This is a genomic window from Shimia marina, from assembly GCF_001458175.1.
In the GTDB taxonomy this organism is placed as follows: domain Bacteria; phylum Pseudomonadota; class Alphaproteobacteria; order Rhodobacterales; family Rhodobacteraceae; genus Shimia; species Shimia marina.
Window position 1 is genome coordinate 245,489 of record NZ_CYPW01000040.1, and the last position, 21,731, is coordinate 267,219.

Below are 21,731 nucleotides of genomic sequence, written 5' to 3' on the forward strand. Positions count from 1 at the left end.
CTGTGGGTGTTTTTATGCCGATATATAGCCAAAAGATATTTTCAGGTGCGCTTTTCTTAAGGGAGTTTTGTTATGGGTTTGAACCCACTTAAGGCCGTCAGAAATGTCACGGCCGCTGCTGCTGTTCTGGCGTCCTTTGCGACCGCTCTGACGGCGCAGGAGAAACCAAATGTGCTCGTGATCTGGGGGGATGACATTGGTCAATCCAATATCTCCGCCTACACGATGGGTCTGATGGGCTATCGCACGCCAAACATCGACCGTGTGGCCAACGAAGGCATGATCTTCACCGATTACTATGGTGAGCAATCCTGTACCGCAGGTCGCGCCTCCTATATCATGGGGCAGTCCGTGTTCCGCTCTGGCCTGTCCAAAGTTGGTCTGCCGGGTGCTGAACTTGGCATGCAGGAAGAAGATCCAACCATCGCAGGTCTTCTGAAGGCAGAAGGCTACATGACCGGTCAGTTTGGTAAGAACCACCTTGGTGACAAGGATGAGCATCTGCCAACCAACCACGGTTTTGATGAGTTCTTTGGCAACCTCTACCACTTGAACGCGGAAGAAGAGCCTGAGAACGAAGACTATCCGGGCGACGCTGTGATGCCGGATGGCCGTTCGTTCCGTGAAGCCTTTGGCCCGCGTGGCGTGATCAAGTCTTCCGCTGATGGCGAAATCGAAGACACCGGCCCGCTGACCAAAAAGCGCATGGAAACCGTTGACGAAGAAACCGTCAATGCGGCCATCGACTTCATCAAGCGTGCCAATGAGCAGGGCAAGCCTTTCTACGTTTGGTGGAATGGTACACGTATGCACTTCCGCACTCACGTGAAGGAAGAGATGCGCGGCAAGGCCAACGATCTGGCAGGTCGTCAGCTGGATGAATACAGCGCTGGCATGATCGAACACGACATTCAGGTTGGTCAGCTTCTGGACATTCTGGATGAGCTGGGCATCGCCGACAACACCATCGTGCATTACTCCACCGACAACGGCCCACATATGAACACATGGCCAGATGCGGGCATGACCCCATTCTGGGGCGAAAAGAACACCAACTGGGAAGGTGCCTTCCGCGTGCCCTCCATGGTGCGCTGGCCGGGCAAGATCGAAGCGGGCTCTGTCTCCAACGAGATCATGCACCACATGGACTGGCTGCCAACCATTCTGGCGGCTGTTGGACGTGACAACATCAAGGAAGAGCTGAAAGCGGGTGGTGTTCAGGCCATTGGGCGTGAGTACAAAGTCCACCTGGACGGCTACAACTTCCTGCCAGTGCTGACCGGTGAGGCCGAAGTTGGGCCACGTAAAGAGATCTTCTACTTCTCTGATGAAGGGGATCTGACCGCGCTGCGTTTCCAGGACTGGAAACTGATCTTCATGGAGCAGAAAGCCTGGGGCACGATGCGTGCATGGCTTGAGCCTTGGACCGAGCTGCGTGCGCCACTGATCTTCAACCTGCGCCGCGATCCTTATGAGCGGTCTTACCGCACTTCCAACACCTACTACGACTGGTGGCTGGATCGCGCGTACTTCCTGGTGCCTGCACAGCAGTATGTGGCCAACTTCCTTGAGACCTTCCAGGAGTTCCCACCACGCCAGAAAGCGGCAAGCTTCAGCCTCGATCAGGTGATCGAAAAGATGACGGCCCCTGTGGGTGACTGATCTTTGATAAAATATGGAGGGACGCGCCCAAGGGTGCGTCCTTCGCTTCTATGACTGTTTGATTTCGAAAATCGGAGACTTTTGATGCGGCTTTTTGTTGGTGCTGGCCTGTTGGCGGCTGCTTGGATGGGACCTGTGATGGCGGATCCACTGCCTTCTTGGCAGGGCGAGTCCAAAGAGAAGATCATTTCCTTTGTGGAAGCCGTTTCTGAAGTGGGGGGCGCGGATTATGTGACGCCCGCCGACCGTGTTGCCGTGTTTGACAATGACGGGACGCTCTGGGCGGAGCAACCGGTCTATTTCCAATTGATTTTTGCGGTGGATCAGGTGGCCAAGCTGGCCGCGCAAGATCCCTCGATCCTGACCAGCGATGCTCTGAAGGCTGCTGCGGCGGGCGACTATGAGGCGCTGGCAGCGACAGGTAAGGAAGGCCTGCTTGAGGTGCTCGCGGCCTCCCATACAGAAGTGTCGCTTTATCAGTTCCAGCAGGACGTTTCGGCCTGGCTGGAAGAGGCGCGCCACCCCAAGACTGGCATGCGCTATGATGAGATGACCTATCAGCCGATGGTCGAACTGCTGCGCTATCTGCGCGATGAGGGGTTTCAGACCTACATTGTTTCCGGCGGCGGCATTCAGTTCATGCGGGTTTTTGCGGAGGATGCCTATGGCATTCCTCCACAGCAGGTGATCGGCAGCTCCATCACCTCAAGCTATGAAATGATCGATGGCGTGCCGGTGATCATGAAAGGTGCAGAGCTGTTCTTCAATGATGACAAGGCTGGCAAGCCTGTGGGCATCATGCACCACATTGGCAAACAGCCCATTCTGGCCGGGGGCAACTCCGATGGCGACTTTGAGATGCTGGAATTCACCACCACCGGCGAAGGGGCGCGGCTGGGCGTTTATGTGCATCACACCGATGCGGAGCGTGAGTGGGCCTATGATCGGGAAGGCCATATCGGTGTCTTGAACCGTGGTCTTGACGAGGCGGATGCGCGGGGCTGGGTTCTGATTGACATGAAAGAGGACTGGAGCCGGATTTTCACAGGCGAGGGTGCAGAATAATCATGGGCACGATGGAGCAGATCCAAGCGTTAAAAGAGCGCATGCAGCAATCGATTATTGGTCAGGAGGCGGTGATTGACCGCCTGCTGATCGGGCTGTTGGCCAATGGCAACCTCTTGCTGGAGGGGCTGCCTGGCCTCGCCAAGACCCGTGCGGTGAAGGCCTTGGCGAAAAATATGGAGTGTGATTACTCTCGCATCCAGTTCACCCCGGATCTTTTGCCGGCAGATGTGACCGGCACAGAGATGTACTTTCAGAGTGACACCGGTGGTCAGTTCAAATTTCAGCCGGGCCCGATTTTTGCCAATATCGTGCTGGCCGATGAGATCAACCGCGCGCCTGCGAAAGTGCAGGCGGCGTTGCTCGAAGCGATGGAAGAGCGGCAGGTGACCGTTGCGGGCACCACGCATAAAATGGCGCCACTGTTTATGGTCTTGGCCACGCAGAACCCGGTGGAGCAGGAAGGCACCTATCCGCTGCCAGAAGCGCAGATGGACCGGTTCCTGATGCACGTGCGCATTGAGTATCCCCCTCTGGCGGATGAAATCGAAGTGATCCGTCTTGTGCGCCGCGAAGAGCAGGCGGCGCTGATGGCGCAGACCGAGGAAGGCGGGGCAGAAGCGCCGCGTCCACCGATTGCGCAGGATGTGGTGTTTGACGCGCGGCGCGAGATCGCGGCTTTGCACTGCGCTGAGGCGATGGAAACCTATATGGCAACCATCGTGCAGGCCACACGCACCCCGGCGGAGTTTGGCGATACCCTTGCCAAATGGATCGAGATTGGTGCCAGCCCGCGTGCCTCGCTGGCCTTGGATCGCTGTGCGCGCACCCATGCCTGGCTGGCGGGCCGCGACTATGTGGATCCGGAAGATGTGCGCGCGATTGCGCCGGATGTGCTGCGACATCGGTTGGCGCTCAGCTATGAGGCGCAGGGTACGGGCGTGTCTGCAGATCAGGTGGTGGCAGAGGTGCTTGCGCAGGTGGCCTTGCCCTAAGCGGGTTTGCGGAGGCAAGAGACAATGCGATTTTCCATGGGGAAACACCGAGCTGCCCTGTCGCGCATGGGGCTTGGCGCGGCTGCGTCGGAGAAGACGAGTGCGACAGACCCGCGCATCCATGTGAGCCTGTCACATTTGCGCGGCCTGGCCCCGGCGGCGCGGGCGGTTTCTTTCCTGCCGCGTCAGCCTGCGACCTCGGTATTGCAGGGGCGGCACCGTTCGCGCATTCGCGGACGTGGGTTGGATTTTGAAGAGCTGCGCGATTATCTGCCGGGGGATGATGTGCGCGCGATTGACTGGAAGGTCACGGCGCGGGCGGGCAAACCCTATGTGCGGGTCTACACCGAGGAGCGTGATCGCCCCACATTGATTGTGGTGGATCAGCGCATGTCCATGTTTTTTGGCTCTGTGCGCAACACCAAGGCTGTGACGGCCGCAGAATGTGCGGCCATTGCCGCCCATCGGGTGACGGCGCAGGGGGATCGCGTGGGCGGCATTGTCTTTAGCGATCAGGATATGGTGGAGCTGCGTCCCGGACGCGGGCAGGCCGCACTGACGCGTATGTTAACGGCGGTTGCCACCGCCAATGCCAGGCTGAGTGCTACAGCGCCAACGGTCACACCCATGGCGCTGAATGACGTTCTGAAATCTGTGCGCAAGCTTGCCATACGGGATCATCTCGTCATCTTGATCAGTGATTTTGATGCGGCTGATGCGGCTGATGCGGCGACAGAGCGCCATCTGGGCACCATTGCGCAACACAATGATTTGGTTTTGGCAGTGGTGCGGGACCCGACATCGGCGCAGTTGCCGGAAGCGGGCACGATTACCGGGACAGATGGCGCAAAACAGGCGGAGCTGAACATGTCAGATGCGCAGATGCGCTCTGATGTTCTGGCGCTGTCTGCGGATCGTCTGGCGCAGGTCCGTACATGGCAAAATCGTATTGGCCTGTCTGTTCTGTCGCTCAGCACAGCGGAAGAGACTTTGCCGCAGGTGGTTCAGGCGCTGGGAGGCGTGAGGCGATGAATGAGACCCAAACGCAGCAGGCAGCAGGGACGCAGGCGCAGGGGGACTCAGACAGCCTCGTCGGCCTGATGAACCAGCTTGCGGAGGTGCCTGACCCGGCGGCTGTTTCTATGATGCCACAGACCGCCGGTTGGGCGGTTCTGGCGGCTGTTTTGCTTTTGGTTGCGGTTTGGCGTGGCTGGGTGCGCTGGAAAAGATATCAGGCCAATGCCTATCGTCGAGAAGCTCTGCAGGCGTTGAGTGGAGCAGGGGAAGATGTGGTGATGATCTCCACAGTCCTCAAACGCACCGCGCTGACCGCCTATGGGCGTGAGGCTGTGGCCTCTCTGAGTGGGGCGGCGTGGTTGCGGTTTTTGGCGCAAACTGGTCAGGAAGCGGCTTTTGAGACCGGGGCAGGGCGGGTGCTTGCAACGGCTGCCTATGTGGCGGGGCCTGTGAGCGGAGGGGCTGAGGTGGCGCAGCTTGCGCGCAAATGGATCAAAACACATGATCCGACCCATCCCCTGCAAGACGTATTGGCGGAGGCGGCAGATGTTTGAACTGACGCATCCCTGGGTTTTTGTTTTGCTGCCTCTGCCTTGGTTGGTGCGGATTTTGACCCCGGCGTTTCGTCAGCGCGATGATGCGCTGAGATTACCGTTTTTTGCGGCGCTGACAGAACGTACCGGCGCTGTCGTACGCGATGGGGCGACGGTTGTTTCCCATAAACGGCGGGCTTTGTTGGTTGGAGCCGTGATCTGGGCGCTTGGGCTTTTGGCTTTGGCGGAGCCTGTGCGTTTGGGGCCGCCGCAAGAAATCACCAAAGCGACGCGGGATGTGATTTTGGCGATTGATATCTCCGGCTCCATGGATGCGGTGGATTTCCCCGGGGCAGATGGCGCGCCTCAGCAGCGTCTTGCGGCTGTTCAGGACGTGGTGGCGGAGTTTCTGGAGAAAAGGCAGGGGGACCGGGTTTCTCTGATTGTTTTTGGATCCCGTGCCTATGTGCAGGCCCCTCTGACCGAAGATCTGGACACCGTCGAAGCGCTGTTGGGGCAGACACAGGTGGGCATGGCCGGGCCGCACACCGCGTTGGGCGATGCGATTGGCCTTGCGATCCATAGCTTTGAGGCCAGCGAAATCGAAGAGCGGCTGTTGATCCTTCTGTCAGATGGCAATGATACCGCCAGCCGGATGAGCCCGGTGAATGCAGCGGAGATTGCCAGTGACAAAGGGGTGACCATGTTTGCCATTGGTGTGGGGGATCCGGAGGGCACTGGAGAAGAGCGTCTTGATATGGATGCATTGAGTGATTTGGCGCAACGTACAGGTGGAGAAGGGTTCTTTGCCGCTGACAGCGCGGCGCTTGAGGCAATTTACAATGAAATCGACGCCCAGACACCGCGCGATCAAGACACGCTGAGCTGGCGCCCACGAGAACCGCTGGGTCATTATGCGCTGATGGGGGCGGTTGCGTTGGGGATGGTGTTGATGCTGGCTTTCTGGGTGCGTGGCATGCGGAGGCCGGTGCGATGACGGGTGAGACGGCAATGGTGTATCTTGATGCGTTTCACTTTTTGCGGGGCTGGCTGTTTTTGGCGGCGATACCGGTTGTTGTGATCTGGTGGCAGACGCGACGGAAATCCTCTGCCGCTGAGCTGCGCAGTGACTGGATCGCACCGCATCTGGCAGCGGCCTTGACCGTGCCGGGAAACAGTTCAAGAGGCGTGCAGCCCATTGATGTGATTGCGCTTGTCTTGCTGTTGCTGATTGGTGCGGCCGCGGGTCCCACATGGAGCCGTGCGCCTGCGCCTTTTGCGGCGCAGACCGCGCCTTTGGTGATTGTGATGCAGGTCACGCCGTCGATGGAGGGCACGGATGTGGCACCCAGCCGACTGGCGCGTGCCAAACAGAAAGCGATGGACCTGTTGGAGTTGCGTGCAGGCGCGCGTACGGCGCTTGTGGGCTACGCAGGGTCGGCGCATGTGGTGGTGCCGATGAGCGAAGATCCCGGAGTGATGCAGCCCTATCTTGAGGGGCTGTCTCCGGATGTGATGCCCATTGAGGGGCGGGACGTGGCACAGGGTTTTGCGCTGGCGCAGAGTTTGCTGGCGCGGGAAGCCAGTGTGGGGGGGATTGTTTTCCTGCTTGATGAACTGGCGGCAGCGGATGTGGCCGCACTCGAAGACACAAGCGCCACTGGCGCGTCTGTGTCACAGGAAGGCGCGGCGGAAGACGCCCCGCCTGCGGAGGGCCGAAAAGTGGCCTCTTTGAGCTTTCTGTATCTCTTGCCGGAGGACGCTGCCCTGCCGTCTGGCCCAACCGGCAGCACGGCCCATATCGTGACGCCGGATGGGCGGGATGTGGCGGCTGTGGAGCGGTCGCTGGCCTCAGCTTATCAACGGGCGCAGTTGGACAATGAGGCCCAGCCTTGGGAAGATCGCGGCGCGTGGCTGGTTTGGCCTGCATTGCTTTTGTTGCTGTTGTGGTTCCGGCGCGGCATGGCCGTGCGCTGGGCGGCGCAAATGGCTTTTGTTCTGTGGGTCTTACAGCCACAGGTGGCGCATGCAGATGGCTGGCGAGACTGGTTTTTGACGCCCGATCAGCAAGGCTGGATTGCCTATCAGAACAAAGACTATGCGCGCGCCGCAGAAGCTTTTGCGGATCCGTATCTGCGGGGCGTCGCGCTTTATCGGGGGGGGCAATATGAGGTCGCGGCTGAGGAAATGTCCCGGCTGGAGACTGCGGATGCCGCCTTTATTGAAGGCATGGCGCATTTGAAATCCCGTGGCTACCGAGATGGTGTACGTGCTTTCGAGCGTGCGCTTGCGCTTGATCCGGCACATGAGGCGGCGGCGCAGAACCTGCCTGTGTCCAAAGAGATCGTGACCTATGTGGAAACCACGCGGGAGCAATCCGACACCGGTGAGGATCGCGGCATCGGCGCGGATGACGTGGTGTTTGACAATGAATCCGGTAAGGGCGTGGAAACCCAGATTGAGGCGTCTGACGAGGACAGCCCAGAGGCGCATTTGTCCACCGATCAGTGGATGCGCACAGTGGACACGCGTACAGAAGATTTTCTGAAGCAGCGTTTTCGCCTTGAAGCGGCGCAACGCAAGAGTGCTGAGACTGCGGGTGCGCAGGAGGCAGAGCAATGACGTGGATTTTGAGATGCCTCGCGTGCCTTGTGTTGGTGAGCGGCGCAGTTTTTGCCCAAGAGCAGCCTGACCCAGAGGCGAATGCCGCTGCAGGGCAGGCGGCACAGGCGCAGATCGAGGTGCAGTTTGAGAAGACGGAAACCGTGCCGGGGCAGCCCCTGACGCTGCGGTTGACTGTTTTTGTGCCCACATTCATGCCGGATCCGCCGATTTGGCCTGATTTTGAGAGTGCGAACCTCTTGGTGCAATTGCCGAAGAAAGCTAGCACTGCCACAAGCAAAACGGTGGGTGGTGAGACCTGGTCCGGGATCACGCGGCGCTATCAGATCACACCTTTGGTGCCGGGGACGTTTACCTTGCCTGCCAGCGATGTTCAGGTGCGTTATCAGGCCGAAAGCGGCAGCGATGTGATCGAAGAAAGCCTTGCAGTGCCTGAGATCACTCTCACTGGGGTGATGCCCGAAGGGGCCGAAAGCCTTGATCCCTTTGTCGCAGCCAATGGTCTCAAGCTGTCTCAAAAGGTGGAAGGCACGCCCGAAGATCTGAAGGCTGGGGACAGTTTTACGCGGGTTGTGACCGCAGAGATTGACGGCGTGACGCCGATGTTTTTGCCATCTTTGGTATCTGAGGAAGCACCCGGCGGGCTGCGTGCCTATCCTGAGACACCGCAGGTGGAGGAGAAAGAAGATCGTGGTCTTCTGTCTGGGCTGCGCACAGAAACCGTTGTCTATGTTGCCGAAGGCGGCGTGGATGGGGTTCTGCCTGAGATCACGCTGAGGTGGTACAATCTGAAGACCCAAAGCCTTGAGGAGGCCACCCTGCCTGAGATCGCTGTCAAAGCGTCTGCGCCTTTGGTTGCGGTTGGGCCTGAGGGGAGAGACTATACACGTCTGATAGCTTGGGTTGGCGTGGCGGCTTTGCTTCTTGTGCTGGCTTTTGCGGCGCGGATCTGGCTGGCGGAGCCTTTGGCGGCCTATTTGGCCGCGCGCCGCCAAAGACATGTGGCAAGCGCGCGCTATGCGTGGAAACGTTTGCAAGGCGCTGTGAAACAGCAGGACCTGCTGCAGACGCAGGAGGCCTTTGCCCTCTGGCGTGCGCGTGTTGTGGGGGTAGACCCAGCAGCGGAGGCCGCAGTCACGGAGGCGTTTTTTGCCCTTGGGCGTGGTCGCTATGGGCGAGAGACATCATCGCAGGCCGTCGCGGATTGGCGGGCTTTGGAGCAGAAATTACATGCACTGCACGGTACGGCGCGCTATCCTTTAAGAAATGAGACAGCCGCTTTGAAAGCTCTAAACCCTGTGGCGACACAGCTAAAGTGAAAGACCCCGAATGTTCCGAATGATCGGTAGCCTGCTGTGCGCGGGGGCTCTTGCCGCTGTTGCCGCCGCCACCTCTGCATCTGCGCAAGATACATCGCAAGCCGCGCAGGAGGTGCCGGAGTATGTGGGTTCTCAGGCCTGTGTGTCCTGTCACGAAGATGCCGCGGAAAACTGGGAGATGTCCCATCATGCACAGGCCTGGCGGATGCCGGGGACAGACATGTTGGTGGGGGCGTTTGAAGGGGAGGTCTTTGAACATGACGGGATGCAGGCGACATTTACCACAGAGGGCGATGCGCGGATTGTCACTGTGTTGGAAAAAGACGGCATCGAGCGTCGTTACACCGTGCACTCTGTTGGTGGGGTGACGCCACTTGAACATCTGATCCTTGAGACTGGCAAAGGCCGGATGCAGAGTTTTGATGTGGTCTGGGATGTTGAGCAGAAGGCGTGGTTCCATCTGTATCCCGATCAGGATCTGCCACCGCAGGATGCCTATCACTGGAGTGGAGCTTACAAGAACTGGAACGCGCGCTGCGCAGAATGCCATGCTACAGGGTTTGAGAAAAACTACGATTTTCGCACCAAACGCTACGCCTCCACACAGGTGGAGATTGGCGTGGGCTGTGAGGCCTGTCATGGGCCGGGGGCGGCGCATCTGGAGATCGTACAAGAGGGGGCGACACCACCCGGGCGCTATGCGGTTGCGTTAAATGACTGGGGCTTTTCGGCAGAGATGGGGGATCCGCAAGAGGCCATGGAGCAATGTGCGGGCTGCCATTCCCGGCGCGAAGCCTTTGGAGATGGCAATCCGCTGCCGGGGACAGCTTTTGCGGATGCGTATAATCTCGCAATGCTGCGGCCGGGCTTGTATCACGCGGATGGCCAGATCCTTGATGAAGTCTATGTCTATGGGTCGTTCAAACAGTCCAAAATGCACGATGCGGGCGTCACCTGTGCCAATTGCCACGAACCCCACAGCGGCGCCCTGGTCGCGGAGGGCAATGCGATCTGCACACAGTGTCACTCTGAGGCAGGAAATCCTGATTTTCCCACGTTGCGACTGGCAGAATATGACAGTGTTGCCCACACGAAACACGCAGAAGACAGCGAAGGTGGGCAATGCGTGAGCTGTCACATGATGGATCAGGTCTATATGGGCAATGACTGGCGTCGCGATCACAATTTCCGCGTGCCGCGCCCGGATGTCTCCGCAAGATTGAATACTCCGGATGCCTGCACCCGATGTCACAGTGATGAGGATAGTGACTGGGCGGCGGCGCAGGTGGCGGCATGGTTTCCCGAAGGGCGCTGGCGCAGCCCGCATTATGGGGACGTTCTGGCGCGAGGGCGCAGCAACTCGCAAGCCACAGCTGGTGAGCTGATGGCGCTGGCACAGGACGCCAGTCAGGCGGATCTGGTCAGAGCAACAGCGCTTTGGCTGTTGGGGCCGGGCGCCAATGCGCTGGATTTGGCAGAGCTGGGGGCCTTTTTGGAGGATCCTGACCCACAGGTGCGGGTTGGCGCGCTGGATGCTTTGAAGGAACGGGCCGCCGTGGCCTCGGCTCCCTATCTGATCAAAGGGCTCAATGATGAGGTGCGTGCGGTCCGGATCGCCGCAGCGCGGGCGATCATGGGGCAACCTGCCTCGCGGATGCCAGACAGCCTGCGCCCATATGTTGGGCAGGCCTATCAGGAATTTGGCGCCATGGTGCGCAACCAGTTGGACTTCGCAGAGGCGCATTTGCAGGTGGCGGGCTATTCGATGGTAGCTGGCAATATCCCGGCAGCCATTGCCTCTTTGAGGGAAGCTGTCCGTATCAATCCTCAAAATGTTCAGGCGTGGCAGTCACTTGTGCGCCTTTCTGCGCAAACTGAGGGGCGGGCCGCCGCTGCGCGTCATCTGCGAAGAGCGTTGCGCTACAACCCGGAAGATCAGGTGTTGCAGCAAATGGCAGATCAGCTATAGGTAGCAGCACAGGCACCCCTGAGCCGCTTAACCCTTAGGTTTTGCTACAACCTTTCGACGGAGTCGGTTGTTTTAGCTAGGTTGCAAGTCTATCTATCGGAAAACAAATAGGGGGAGAGCGTTGATGCGCGACGGCAGTATTCTGGCATTCATTGCCATATTGCCCTTTTTGGGTGCTTTGATGCCGGGGATCATGATACGGGCGGGGCGCAATGCCTGTGCATCGTTCACGGCCGTGCCTACGGTGCTTGCCTTACTCTTGTTGCTGACACAGGCGCCTGCGGTGATGCGCGGCGAAGTCCTGTCCACAACAATAGACTGGCTGCCGCAACTTGGCCTGTCTGCGAGCTTTTTTCTGGATGGTTTGGGGCTCTTGTTTGCGGGGATGATCCTCGGCGTTGGGCTCTTGGTCATCCTTTACGCGCGTTTCTACCTATCCGCCAAAGATCCGATGGGGCAGTTTTACACGTATCTGTTGCTGTTCCAGGGGGCGATGCTGGGCATTGTCCTGTCTGACAACATCCTGCTTTTGCTTATCTTCTGGGAGATGACCTCTCTCTCCTCTTTCCTCTTGATTGGCTATTGGAAACATCTGCCGGAAGGGCGGCAGGGCGCGCGCATGGCACTGACAGTGACGGGGGCCGGAGGGCTCGCGATGATTGGGGGCATGCTGATCCTTGGCAACATTGTTGGCAGCTACAACCTGACCGACATTTTGGCACAGGGCGATGTGATCAAGGCGAGCGAGTGGTATCTGCCTGCGCTCATTCTGATCTTATTGGGGGCGTTCACGAAGTCTGCGCAGTTCCCTTTCCATTTCTGGTTGCCACATGCCATGGCCGCGCCGACGCCGGTTTCGGCCTATCTGCACAGTGCAACGATGGTGAAAGCCGGTGTCTTCCTGATGGCCCGGATGTGGCCCGCCCTCGCTGGCACCGACGCGTGGTTTTATCTCGTGGCAACCACAGGTCTGATCACTATGGTGCTGGGCGCTGTGATCGCTTTGTTCAAGGATGACTTGAAGGGGCTTTTGGCGTTCTCAACGGTCAGCCACTTGGGTTTGCTGACCATGTTGCTGGGCTTTGGCACCAAAGCGGCGGCGATTGCAGCTGTGTTTCACATCATCAACCATCTGACCTTCAAAGCCGCGCTGTTTATGACGGCAGGGATTGTTGATCACGAGGCGCACACACGCGACATCAAGCGTTTGGGCGGTCTGGCAAAGCTGATGCCGATTACCGCCATCATTGGCACGATCACGGCCTTGTCCATGGCGGGGATTATTCCTCTCAATGGCTTTATTTCCAAAGAGATGATGCTGGAAGAGACGCTGCATACCACATGGTATCACAACCCCTGGCTTGTGCCGGTTCTGGCGACGCTGGGGGCGAGCTTTTCTGTTGCGTATTCCTTCCGGTTCATTTTCCATGTGTTTGGCGGCCCGGTGCGCGATGATTACCCGGCCAAGCCGCATGATCCGCCCTTTGGTCTTTACGCCGCGCCTGCGATTTTGAGCGTTCTGGTGGTGGTGATTGGTCTATTGCCACATCTCGCGGAACCTTTGGTGAAGGTGGCCTCCAGTGCCGTAGTAGGTGCTGAAACCAAGCCGTACCTGAAAATTTGGCATGGTTTGAACACAGCGCTGTTCATGTCCGCTGTGGCCGTGGTGTTGGGTGTTGTGCTCTTTCTGCTGCATGGCGGCTTGGACAAGATCTGGAACCGCATGCCCCGCCCGGAAGCCAAAGACATGTTTGATCGCGCCATGGCGGCGGCGGTTGCGACGACACGCAAGATAACGGAGGGCACCCACAATGGGGTGATGAGCCGCTATCTCGCTGTCTTTGTGGTGTTTACCGTTGGGCTAGGCTACCACGCCTATGCAACCGGTGGACTTGGGCCTGTGACACGCGCGCTTCTGCCTGTGCCGCCTCTTGTCTGGGTCGGATGGGTGGCGATGATTGCGGCGGCCTGGCTTGTGGTGAGCCAGCATCGCAATCGCTTCCGCTCCCTGATCTTTATTTCCATTATCGGTTTGATGATTTCCGGTGGCTTTGTCTATCTGTCTGCGCCCGATCTGGCGCTCACACAAATCTCCGTGGAAACCGTGACCATTCTGCTTTTGCTGTTGGCGCTTTACTTCTTGCCCAAGGAAACACCCGCGGAAAGCAGCACAAGCAAGCGTCTGCGTGATGGGGCGATTGCCGTGACAGCGGGCGTGGCTGTGGCAGCTTTGGCGATGGCGTTTCTGTTGCGCGATGGCGAGAGCATTTCGGCTTATCACCTTGCCAATTCCTACAAAGGGGGCGGGGGCACCAATGTGGTCAACGTCATCTTGGTGGATTTCCGGGGCTATGACACCTATGGCGAGATCATCGTTTTGGGTATCGCGGGGCTGACCATTTATGCGCTGATGGACGCGCTGTTGCGCGGGCCTGCGGCCAAACGGCTGCGCGACAGAACCTTCTCACCTGACCGTTCGCGGGATCGCCACCCGTTGATGATGGTGGTGGCCACACGTGCCATGCTGCCGATTGCGCTGATGGTTGGGGTCTATATCTTCCTGCGCGGTCACAATCAGCCCGGCGGTGGCTTTGTCGCGGGGCTCGTGGTCTCTATTGCGCTGTTGATGCAGTATATGGCTTCTGGCTTTGCCTGGACACAGCTGCGCCAGCGTATGGAGTATCACACGATGATCGGCTGGGGCGTCTTGATTGCCGGGCTGACCGGTGTGGGGGCCTGGCTGGCAGGCAAGCCTTTCCTGACAAGCGCGTTTGGATATCTGCACTTCCCGCCTATCGAGGAATTTGAATGGGCCACGGCGATTGCCTTTGATCTTGGCGTGTTCCTTGCAGTGCTGGGGGCGGTGATGCTGATGCTTTACAGCCTGTCGCGGATTGCACGGTTTGCGGGGGAGACGGTGAACGTGGAGCCGATGGATTATGATCCATCCACGCAAGCAGAGGAGGCGTCAGAGGCGCCGCAGGCACAGAAGGAGGGCCAGTGACATGGAAATGATTGTGGCCAGTGCCATTGGTGTTTTGACCGCCAGCGGGATTTACCTGATCTTGCGCTTGCGGGCCTTCCCGGTGATCCTTGGGATGGCGATGCTGTCTTATGCGGTGAACGTCTTTCTGTTTGCGACGGGGCGGCTGGCTGTCAATGCGCCACCGATCCTCAAAAAATACGCGGATTTGGCCTATTCCGACCCTCTGCCACAAGCGCTGGTTCTGACAGCGATTGTGATCAGTTTTGGCATGACGGCGGTTTTGGTGATGATTGCGCTGGGCGCCTATCTCGAAGCGGACAATGACAAGATCGATATGACAGAAGATGCGCCTGAAAATGCGTCTGAGCAGAAAGGGCGGGGCGCATGAACCACTGGATTATTGCACCGGTTGTGCTTCCGGCGCTTCTCGCGCCGATCATTGCCTATGTGATGCGCCACGACATTGTCTTGGCGCGCTGGGCTTCGACGGCGGGCACTGTTGCCCTCGCGGCGATTGCGCTTGGCCTTGCTGTGCTGGCCTCTGATGGGGCCACGCATGTCTACTATCTTGGCAATTGGACTGCTCCATTCGGGATTGTGCTTGTGTTGGACCAGCTGTCGGCGATCATGGTGTTGCTGACCTCTGTGCTGGCGTTGATTGTGCTCTGGCATGCGATGGCCACGGGATGGGACAATCGGGGGCGGCATTTCCACGCGCTGTTTCAGTTTCAGCTGATGGGGGTCTGCGGGGCCTTTTTGACCGGGGATGCGTTCAACCTGTTTGTGTTCTTCGAAGTGCTTTTGATTGCCTCTTATGGTCTGATGATCCATGGCGGCGGCAAGGTGCGGCTGAAGGCTGGTCTGCAGTATGTGGTGATGAACCTTGCCGGCTCCACGTTGTTTCTGTTTGCGCTTGGGACGCTTTATGCGGCGACCGGAACGCTCAACCTTGCCGATCTGGCGGAGAAAGTACGCCTGTTGCCCATTGAGGATGCGGCGCTTTTGCGTGTGGCGGCGGTGCTTTTGCTGATGGTGTTTGCCATCAAAGCCGCGCTGTTTCCGGTGCAATTCTGGTTGCCGGGCACCTATGCTAATGCGCCAGCGCCGGTGGCGGCGCTTTTTGCCATCATGACCAAGGTCGGTGCCTATGCCATCATCCGCTTTTACACGTTGGTATTTGGGCCGGATGTGGTGGCCACACAGGGGCTTGCGGGCAGCTGGCTGGTGCCCGGGGCGATCATAACACTGGCGGTAGGGGCCTTTGGGGTTCTGGCGGCAAGGCGACTGATGCCGATGCTGTCTTTTGCTGTTGTCGGCTCAATGGGTACGTTGATGTTGGCTGTGGCGGCATTCACGCCGGAGGCCATTGCCACAGCGATCTATTATCTTGTGCATTCCACCTTTGCCGCGGCGGCGCTGTTTCTGTTGGCGGATTTGGTGGTCAGCCGACGGCGGGATGACGCTTTGCATCACCAGCCACCGGTTGTGCAGAATGGGATGTTCGCAGCGCTGTTCTTTGTGACGGCTATCGCTATGACAGGCATGCCGCCTCTGAGCGGGTTTCTGGGCAAGCTGCTGGTTTTGGACGCTGTGCAGGGCATGAGCTGGATGACAGCGGCTTGGAGCGCCATTCTGATTGGGTCACTGATCACGATTGTTGGTTTTGCGCGGGGCGGCAGCGTTTTGTTCTGGAAGGCGACCTCGCTGGTTGTCGCCGAGGATGGTAGCTCTGACATGGTGACCCCCAAGGCGCAGGAGGCTGCACCAGCGACGGTGTTGCAATTTGCGCCGGTGGCACTGTCATTGGTATTGCTGGGGTTTCTGGCAGCGTTGGCAGGGCCGTTGATGGGCTATTTCGATAGCGCAGCGGCGCAGTTGTTTGATGTTGAGCATTATGTATCTGCCGTGCTGGGCGGCAATGGGGAGGTGTTAAAATGAGGCGTCGTTTGCTACCGCACCCACTTTTCAGCCTGTCACTTCTCGTGGTCTGGCTGATGCTTGTGAATAAAGTCACGCCGGGCAATGTCCTTTTGGGAGCAATCCTTGGGGTGTTTGTGCCGATGTTGACAGCACCTTATTGGCCGGGGCAGCCGCACATCAAAAAACCACTGAAAATGGTGGAATATGTTCTGGTGGTGATCTGGGACATTGTGGTCGCCAACTTTCAGGTTGCACGCATCATTCTGTTCAAACGCAATGAAGATATTCGATCCGGCTGGGTCTGCGTGCCGCTTGAGATCACCGCACCAGAAGCCATCACACTTTTGGCGGGTACCATCACGATGACGCCGGGCACGGTTTCGGCCATGTTGTCGGCCGATGGCACAAGCATTCTGGTGCATTACCTGCATGATGATGATCCCGATACAATCGTTGAAGAGATCAAGACCCGCTATGAACGCCGTTTGAAGGAGATGTTCCCATGATCAGCGTCGCCTTGTTCTTCGCATTTGCCTGTTTTGGTTTGGGGCTTTTGCTGTGTGTCTATCGTATCGCCATGGGGCCAACAGCTGCGGATCGCATTCTGGCGTTGGACACGATGGTTATCAACGTCATCGCGCTCTTGATCCTATATGGCATCCTCAAAGGCACGGCGATTTACTATGAGGCTTCCATGCTGGTGGCGATGGTCGGCTTTGTTTCCACGGTTGCCTACTGCCGCTTTGTGCTGCGCGGCGACATCATTGAGTGAAGGCGTATGAACATGTTTGTAGAGATTGTCATTTCTTTCTTCCTTGTGGTGGCGGGTATCTTTGGGCTTGTCGGCAGCTTTGGCATGGTCAAGTTGAAGGACACCATGCAGCGACTCCATGCGCCAACCAAGGCGACAACAGTGGGCGTTGGTGGGGTGTTGATTGCTTCGATGGTGTATTTCCTTCTCGTGAAGGGAACCCTGTCGTTTCATGAACTGCTGATCACCCTGTTTTTGTTCCTGACGGCGCCTGTAAGTGCTCATTTCATCGCCAAGACCTTCATTCAGGCCAAGATGAAGCCAGAGGAGTTGCCCGGATCAGAAAGCGACTATGGCTGGGCGATTTATGATGATCCGCCAACCTACTACGACAAAGACTGAATAGGTGACCTAGGGTCAGATTTTGCCTTAAGAAACGCACGCAAACTCTTTTGCGTGCGTTATTTTTTTGCCCAAAGCGCTTTCGAGTGGCGTTCAAGCTTGCCGCATGGCGCGCCGCGTGTTTCTATAAAGCGATTGTTACCCGAGTTGAGTCCCCAAGTGGAGCACTCATGGCATCGGCACCTAGAGAATGTGGGAACAAATACCATGAAACTTGTTCATTTCACCCCTTTTGCAGCCGCTTTGATTTCGGCGAGTTTGACTGCACCAATCGCTCTCGCACAGGATGCGCCGGCCCCAAAAGTGTCTGTGGCTGCGGCCTATACGGACGAACTGGTGGATGAAGCGATTTTCATCGGCAAAGGCGAGGCGGTGAACAAGGTTGACCTTGTGGCGCGGGTCAGCGGCTTTGTGGAAGATATCCTCGTGCAGGATGGCGATGACGTATCCGCTGGGGATCTACTTTTTGAAATTGAGCCTGAGGTTTATCAAGCGACATTGACAGCGCGTCAGGCCGATTTGGCGCAGGCGGAAGCCAATCTGCGGCTGAGCGAAGTGGAGCTTGTGCGCAAGACAGAGCTATTTGAGCGTGATGTAGGCACCGAGGCAGATCGGGATGTAGCGCTGGCCAATAATGAGGTGGCCAGGGCGCAGGTGGAAATGGCCAAAGCCGCCATTGAGCAGGCGCAGCTCGATCTGGATTACACACATGTGCATGCTCCTTTTGATGGCCGGGTGGGGCGCGCCAATGTGAGCGTTGGCGAATTGGTTGGCCCCAACAGCGCCACGCTGATCAACATTGTCAGCACGGCGCCGATCTATGCCGAGTTCTCTTTGACGGAACGGCAGCTCGTCAATGTGATGGAGCAATATGAATCCTCCATTGCGGAGTTGACAGAGCGCGGACGTGCGCCTGAAGTCTATGCGATTTTGCCAAATGGCGAAGAACTGGAAGAAGCCGGACAGGTGGTCTTTGCGGACAACCGGATCAATTCGGCCACAGGCACAATCACTCTGCGGGCGGAATTTGCCAATGAACGCGGGCTGTTGTTGGACGGCGCTTTCCTGAACCTGCGGATTGCCAGTGCGGAGCCCTCCAAGGTTCTGATGATCCCTCAGGCGGCGGTGCAACGGGACCAGCGCGGTGATTTTGTTTTGGTCGTAGGTCAGCAACAGACGGTGGAACAGCGGTATGTTACGCTGGGCCGTCAGGTGGAGACCGCCGTGGTTGTCGAAGATGGCATGCGCGAAGGGGAGACCGTGATTGTTGAGGGGCTTCAGCGGGTGCGCCCTGGTGTGACTGTGGATGCAGTTCTGGCCGGTCAGCCGACAGAGGAGCAATAAGCCGTGTTTTCAGCGATCTTTATCCGACGCCCGAAAACGGCGTTTGTGATTTCACTGGTGCTCTCCATCATGGGGTTCATCGGGTATAACGCACTGCCTGTGGAACAGTTCCCTGACATCACGCCACCGGTTGTGACTGTCTCGACCAACTACACAGGCGCAAGCTCGGAAACCGTGGAAAACACGGTTGCCGCGCCGATTGAGGCGCAGGTGAACGGCGTGGATGACATGATTTACATGTCCTCTGACAGCACCGACACGGGCTCCTATAACCTGTCTGTGACCTTTGAGGTTGGCACAGATCCGGATATTGCCTCGGTGAACGTGCAGAACCGTGTGGCGCAGGCGACATCTCAGTTGCCGACCGAGGTGACCAACAATGGTGTTGTGACGCAAAAATCCTCGACCAACATGTTGTTGATCGTGACGCTGGCGTCTCCCAATGGCACCTATGACGAAGTCTTCCTGTCCAACTATGCCTCGATCAATATTCGGGATGCTCTGGCGCGGGTGAAAGGCGTTGGTAATGCCGACGTCATGACCAATTTTGAGTACTCCATGCGGATGTGGATGGATCCGGATCGCATGGCGAGTTTGGGTCTGACCCCGGCTGATCTGGTGGCGGCGATCCGCGAGCAGAACCTTGAGGTGTCCGCCGGTCAGATCGGGACCCCGCCGATCAAATCCGGTCAGCAGTTTCAATACACCATCAAATCCAAGGGCCGTCTGACCACGGTGGATGAATTTGAAAACATCGTGCTGCGCACCGGTGAGGCCGGCAGCATTGTGCGCATGAAAGACGTCGCCCGCGTTGAACTGGGGGCAAACTACTACAACGCCTCTGGCCGGGCTGATGGCAACCCAGCGACGGTTCTGGCGATCTATCAGGCACCGGGCGAGAACGCGCTTGCGGTGGCGGAAAAGGTCAAATCAGAGATGGAGCGTCTGGCGCGCGCCTTTCCGGATGATGTGACCTATGCCATTCCCTATGACAGCACGCTGTTTGTGGAACAGTCTCTCAATGATGTGGTCTCGACACTGATCCTGACCTTCATTCTTGTGATTTCTGTGGTGTTCATTTTCTTGGGCAACCTGCGTGCAACAGCCATTCCGGCTGTGGCCATTCCTGTCTCGCTGATTGGGGCATTTGCCTTCCTGCTGCTGTTTGGCATGTCGCTGAACACCATCTCGCTGTTTGCGCTGGTTCTGGCGATTGGGATCGTGGTGGATGACGCCATTGTTGTTGTGGAAAACGTGGAGCGGATCATCGCAGAAGAAGGGCTTCCGGCGGCGGAGGCGACCCGGAAAGCGATGGGGCAAATCACTGGTCCGGTGATCGCCACGACGTTGGTTCTGTTGGCTGTGTTTGTCCCCGTTACCTTCATGCCGGGGATCACGGGACGGCTTTATACGCAGTTTGCAGTGACCATTTCGACCGCAGTTGTGATTTCTTCGATAAACGCGTTGACCCTGTCTCCGGCCCTGTGCTCTCTGATCCTGAAACCCCGAGATCCAGCTGGGCCCAAGGGGCTGATGGCGGTGTTTGAAAAGGGCGTGGACGGTGCGCGTTCTGGCTATGTGGGCATCGTGAAACGTATGGTGCGCGTGCCTATTCTGGCGCTGGTCATTCTGGGGGCGCTGATGCTGGGCTCCGGGACGCTGCTGAAATCTCTCCCTGCCGGGTTTATCCCGCTGGAAGATAACGGCACGCTGTTTGTCGATGTGCAGCTGCCGGATGCGGCCTCGCTGGAACGCACCGAGACCGTGACAGAGCGGTTGAATGCACAATTGGCGGAAATTCCGGGCGTCGCTGGCTCTGTTCAGGTGAATGGTTTCAGCCTGCTCAATGGGGCGGGCTCCAACGTGGCGCTGATCATTCTGAACCTTGAGCCGTGGGATGATCGCACAACCGATGAACTCAGCGCCGATGGCATTCTGGCCAAAGTCTATGGCATCGCCAATCAGGAGATTTCTGCCAGTGTGATCGCCTTCAACCCGCCGCCGATTTCGGGCCTTGGTCTGAGTGCTGGTGTGGAAATGAAGGTGCAGCAGACCGGAGGCGGCACCGCGCAAGATCTCGCCGCCGCTGTGGGATCTCTTGTGTATGCCGCCAATCAACGTGAGGAGATGGCGCAGAGCTACTCGACCTTCCGGGCCAATGTTCCCAAGGTTTATGTGGATCTGGACCGCGAGAAAGCCAAATCGCTGAATGTCTCCATCGCGGATATTTTCACAACGCTTCAGGGCTATATGGGGTCAATTTACGTCAATGATTTCAACCTCTTTGGTCGGGTGTATCGCGTGATGATCCAAGCGGATGGCGACTATCGCTCTCAGGTGGAAGACATCAATGGGCTCTATGTCCGTTCCAAGGACGGTGAGATGGTGCCGATGGGCACTTTGGTGGATATCAAGAATGAGCTGGGGCCCGTGGCGCTGAACCGCTACAACATGTTCCGTTCTGCCACCGTGACGGGGGTGCCAAAAGAAGGGCTCTCAACCGGGGATGCGATCCGTGTGCTTGAGGAGGAGGCCGCGACGGCGCTGCCACCGGGCTATGCCTTTGAATGGACCGGAACCGCACAGCAGCAGCAGGCAGCCGGGGGGCTTGTGGTGATCATTCTGATCATGGCGGTGATCTTCGGCTATCTGTTCCTTGTGGCGCAGTATGAAAGCTGGACCATGCCGGTGGGGATTCTGTTGTCTGTTACGGTGGCGCTCTTTGGGGCTTTGGCCGCCGTGGCGGTCTCTGGCGGGGATGTGAACCTCTACACGCAGATCGGGATGATCATGCTGATTGGTCTGGCGTCCAAAAACGCCATTCTGATCGTGGAGTTCGCGATGGAGCGCCGCGCTGCTGGATTGTCGATCAAGGAGGCAGCTATCGAGGCAGCCACTCAGCGTTTCCGTGCGGTGATGATGACGGCCCTGTCCTTCTTGCTGGGCGTTGTGCCTCTGCTGGCCGCCAATGGTGCAGGTGCGGCGAGTCAGAAAGCCATCGGTATTGCCGTGTTTGGTGGCATGCTGGCGGCGACTGTCATTGGCGTGGTTCTGGTCCCGATCCTCTATGTGCTCCTGCAAGGGATGCGTGAACGGATTAAGGGAACCCACAAGACGACAACGTCCACAGAAGCTGGATAAACTTC

The 21,731-nt window shown here is 58.0% G+C and carries 17 protein-coding genes; all 17 read left to right on the forward strand.

Annotated features, from left to right (window positions below):
- Window positions 1-72 precede the first annotated feature (72 nt).
- The 17 genes from SHM7688_RS18850 to SHM7688_RS18930 all read left to right on the forward strand — a co-directional run bounded on the left by SHM7688_RS18850 (window position 73) and on the right by SHM7688_RS18930 (window position 21,726).
- Entirely contained in the window at window positions 73-1,662 is a 1,590-nt protein-coding gene (locus tag SHM7688_RS18850) for an arylsulfatase (protein ID WP_058241487.1), read from the forward strand.
- Between the two features lie 84 nt (window positions 1,663-1,746).
- Window positions 1,747-2,727: an HAD family hydrolase gene (locus tag SHM7688_RS18855; protein ID WP_058241488.1), complete on the forward strand. Its 981-nt coding sequence runs from the start codon at window positions 1,747-1,749 to the stop codon at window positions 2,725-2,727.
- Window positions 2,728-2,729: 2 nt separating this feature from the next.
- Window positions 2,730-3,722: an AAA family ATPase gene (locus SHM7688_RS18860; RefSeq protein ID WP_058241489.1), complete on the forward strand. Its 993-nt coding sequence runs from the start codon at window positions 2,730-2,732 to the stop codon at window positions 3,720-3,722.
- Window positions 3,723-3,758: 36 nt separating this feature from the next.
- Window positions 3,759-4,754 carry a DUF58 domain-containing protein gene (locus SHM7688_RS18865; RefSeq protein ID WP_058241577.1) on the forward strand — a complete coding sequence of 332 codons (996 nt, stop codon included), beginning with the start codon at window positions 3,759-3,761 and terminating at the stop codon, window positions 4,752-4,754.
- Window positions 4,751-5,293: a DUF4381 domain-containing protein gene (locus SHM7688_RS18870; protein WP_058241490.1), complete on the forward strand. Its 543-nt coding sequence runs from the start codon at window positions 4,751-4,753 to the stop codon at window positions 5,291-5,293. Before SHM7688_RS18865 ends, SHM7688_RS18870 begins: the two co-directional genes overlap by 4 nt.
- Window positions 5,286-6,269 carry a VWA domain-containing protein gene (locus SHM7688_RS18875; RefSeq protein WP_058241491.1) on the forward strand — a complete coding sequence of 328 codons (984 nt, stop codon included), beginning with the start codon at window positions 5,286-5,288 and terminating at the stop codon, window positions 6,267-6,269. The genes SHM7688_RS18870 and SHM7688_RS18875 overlap by 8 nt, the downstream gene beginning before the upstream one ends.
- A complete protein-coding gene (locus SHM7688_RS18880) occupies window positions 6,266-7,894 on the forward strand; it encodes a vWA domain-containing protein (protein ID WP_223229217.1) in 1,629 nt (542 codons plus the stop codon). The genes SHM7688_RS18875 and SHM7688_RS18880 overlap by 4 nt, the downstream gene beginning before the upstream one ends.
- On the forward strand, window positions 7,891-9,213 hold the full coding sequence (locus tag SHM7688_RS18885; RefSeq protein ID WP_058241492.1) for a BatD family protein: 1,323 nt from the start codon (window positions 7,891-7,893) through the stop codon (window positions 9,211-9,213). The genes SHM7688_RS18880 and SHM7688_RS18885 overlap by 4 nt, the downstream gene beginning before the upstream one ends.
- A 10-nt stretch (window positions 9,214-9,223) precedes the next feature.
- Entirely contained in the window at window positions 9,224-11,182 is a 1,959-nt protein-coding gene (locus tag SHM7688_RS18890) for a multiheme c-type cytochrome (protein ID WP_144432634.1), read from the forward strand.
- A gap of 124 nt (window positions 11,183-11,306) precedes the next feature.
- Window positions 11,307-14,186 carry a monovalent cation/H+ antiporter subunit A gene (locus tag SHM7688_RS18895; RefSeq protein WP_058241493.1) on the forward strand — a complete coding sequence of 960 codons (2,880 nt, stop codon included), beginning with the start codon at window positions 11,307-11,309 and terminating at the stop codon, window positions 14,184-14,186.
- 1 nt (window position 14,187) lies between these two features.
- Window positions 14,188-14,556 (forward strand): Na+/H+ antiporter subunit C, encoded by a 369-nt coding sequence (locus SHM7688_RS18900; RefSeq protein ID WP_058241494.1) that lies wholly within the window; start codon window positions 14,188-14,190, stop codon window positions 14,554-14,556.
- Window positions 14,553-16,106 carry a monovalent cation/H+ antiporter subunit D gene (locus tag SHM7688_RS18905; RefSeq protein WP_058241495.1) on the forward strand — a complete coding sequence of 518 codons (1,554 nt, stop codon included), beginning with the start codon at window positions 14,553-14,555 and terminating at the stop codon, window positions 16,104-16,106. The genes SHM7688_RS18900 and SHM7688_RS18905 overlap by 4 nt, the downstream gene beginning before the upstream one ends.
- Window positions 16,103-16,594, forward strand: coding sequence for a Na+/H+ antiporter subunit E (locus SHM7688_RS18910; protein WP_058241496.1), 492 nt, complete (start codon window positions 16,103-16,105; stop codon window positions 16,592-16,594). Before SHM7688_RS18905 ends, SHM7688_RS18910 begins: the two co-directional genes overlap by 4 nt.
- A complete protein-coding gene (locus SHM7688_RS18915; protein ID WP_058241497.1) occupies window positions 16,591-16,860 on the forward strand; it encodes a K+/H+ antiporter subunit F in 270 nt (89 codons plus the stop codon). Before SHM7688_RS18910 ends, SHM7688_RS18915 begins: the two co-directional genes overlap by 4 nt.
- Window positions 16,861-16,866: 6 nt before the next feature.
- Complete coding sequence (locus tag SHM7688_RS18920; protein ID WP_058241498.1) at window positions 16,867-17,241, forward strand: Na+/H+ antiporter subunit G; 375 nt, start codon at window positions 16,867-16,869, stop codon at window positions 17,239-17,241.
- Between the two features lie 207 nt (window positions 17,242-17,448).
- On the forward strand, window positions 17,449-18,585 hold the full coding sequence (locus SHM7688_RS18925) for an efflux RND transporter periplasmic adaptor subunit (protein WP_058241499.1): 1,137 nt from the start codon (window positions 17,449-17,451) through the stop codon (window positions 18,583-18,585).
- A gap of 3 nt (window positions 18,586-18,588) precedes the next feature.
- Window positions 18,589-21,726 carry an efflux RND transporter permease subunit gene (locus tag SHM7688_RS18930; RefSeq protein WP_058241500.1) on the forward strand — a complete coding sequence of 1,046 codons (3,138 nt, stop codon included), beginning with the start codon at window positions 18,589-18,591 and terminating at the stop codon, window positions 21,724-21,726.
- Window positions 21,727-21,731 lie beyond the last annotated feature (5 nt).

Bases quoted from the DNA above. Each gene is read 5' to 3' on its own strand.
- SHM7688_RS18850 (WP_058241487.1), top strand. From the start codon at position 73: ATGGGTTTGAACCCACTTAAGGCCGTCAGAAATGTCACGGCCGCTGCT.
- SHM7688_RS18855 (WP_058241488.1), top strand. From the start codon at position 1,747: ATGCGGCTTTTTGTTGGTGCTGGCCTGTTGGCGGCTGCTTGGATGGGA.
- SHM7688_RS18860 (WP_058241489.1), top strand. From the start codon at position 2,730: ATGGGCACGATGGAGCAGATCCAAGCGTTAAAAGAGCGCATGCAGCAA.
- SHM7688_RS18865 (WP_058241577.1), top strand. From the start codon at position 3,759: ATGGGGAAACACCGAGCTGCCCTGTCGCGCATGGGGCTTGGCGCGGCT.
- SHM7688_RS18870 (WP_058241490.1), top strand. From the start codon at position 4,751: ATGAATGAGACCCAAACGCAGCAGGCAGCAGGGACGCAGGCGCAGGGG.
- SHM7688_RS18875 (WP_058241491.1), top strand. From the start codon at position 5,286: ATGTTTGAACTGACGCATCCCTGGGTTTTTGTTTTGCTGCCTCTGCCT.
- SHM7688_RS18880 (WP_223229217.1), top strand. From the start codon at position 6,266: ATGACGGGTGAGACGGCAATGGTGTATCTTGATGCGTTTCACTTTTTG.
- SHM7688_RS18885 (WP_058241492.1), top strand. From the start codon at position 7,891: ATGACGTGGATTTTGAGATGCCTCGCGTGCCTTGTGTTGGTGAGCGGC.
- SHM7688_RS18890 (WP_144432634.1), top strand. From the start codon at position 9,224: ATGTTCCGAATGATCGGTAGCCTGCTGTGCGCGGGGGCTCTTGCCGCT.
- SHM7688_RS18895 (WP_058241493.1), top strand. From the start codon at position 11,307: ATGCGCGACGGCAGTATTCTGGCATTCATTGCCATATTGCCCTTTTTG.
- SHM7688_RS18900 (WP_058241494.1), top strand. From the start codon at position 14,188: ATGGAAATGATTGTGGCCAGTGCCATTGGTGTTTTGACCGCCAGCGGG.
- SHM7688_RS18905 (WP_058241495.1), top strand. From the start codon at position 14,553: ATGAACCACTGGATTATTGCACCGGTTGTGCTTCCGGCGCTTCTCGCG.
- SHM7688_RS18910 (WP_058241496.1), top strand. From the start codon at position 16,103: ATGAGGCGTCGTTTGCTACCGCACCCACTTTTCAGCCTGTCACTTCTC.
- SHM7688_RS18915 (WP_058241497.1), top strand. From the start codon at position 16,591: ATGATCAGCGTCGCCTTGTTCTTCGCATTTGCCTGTTTTGGTTTGGGG.
- SHM7688_RS18920 (WP_058241498.1), top strand. From the start codon at position 16,867: ATGAACATGTTTGTAGAGATTGTCATTTCTTTCTTCCTTGTGGTGGCG.
- SHM7688_RS18925 (WP_058241499.1), top strand. From the start codon at position 17,449: ATGAAACTTGTTCATTTCACCCCTTTTGCAGCCGCTTTGATTTCGGCG.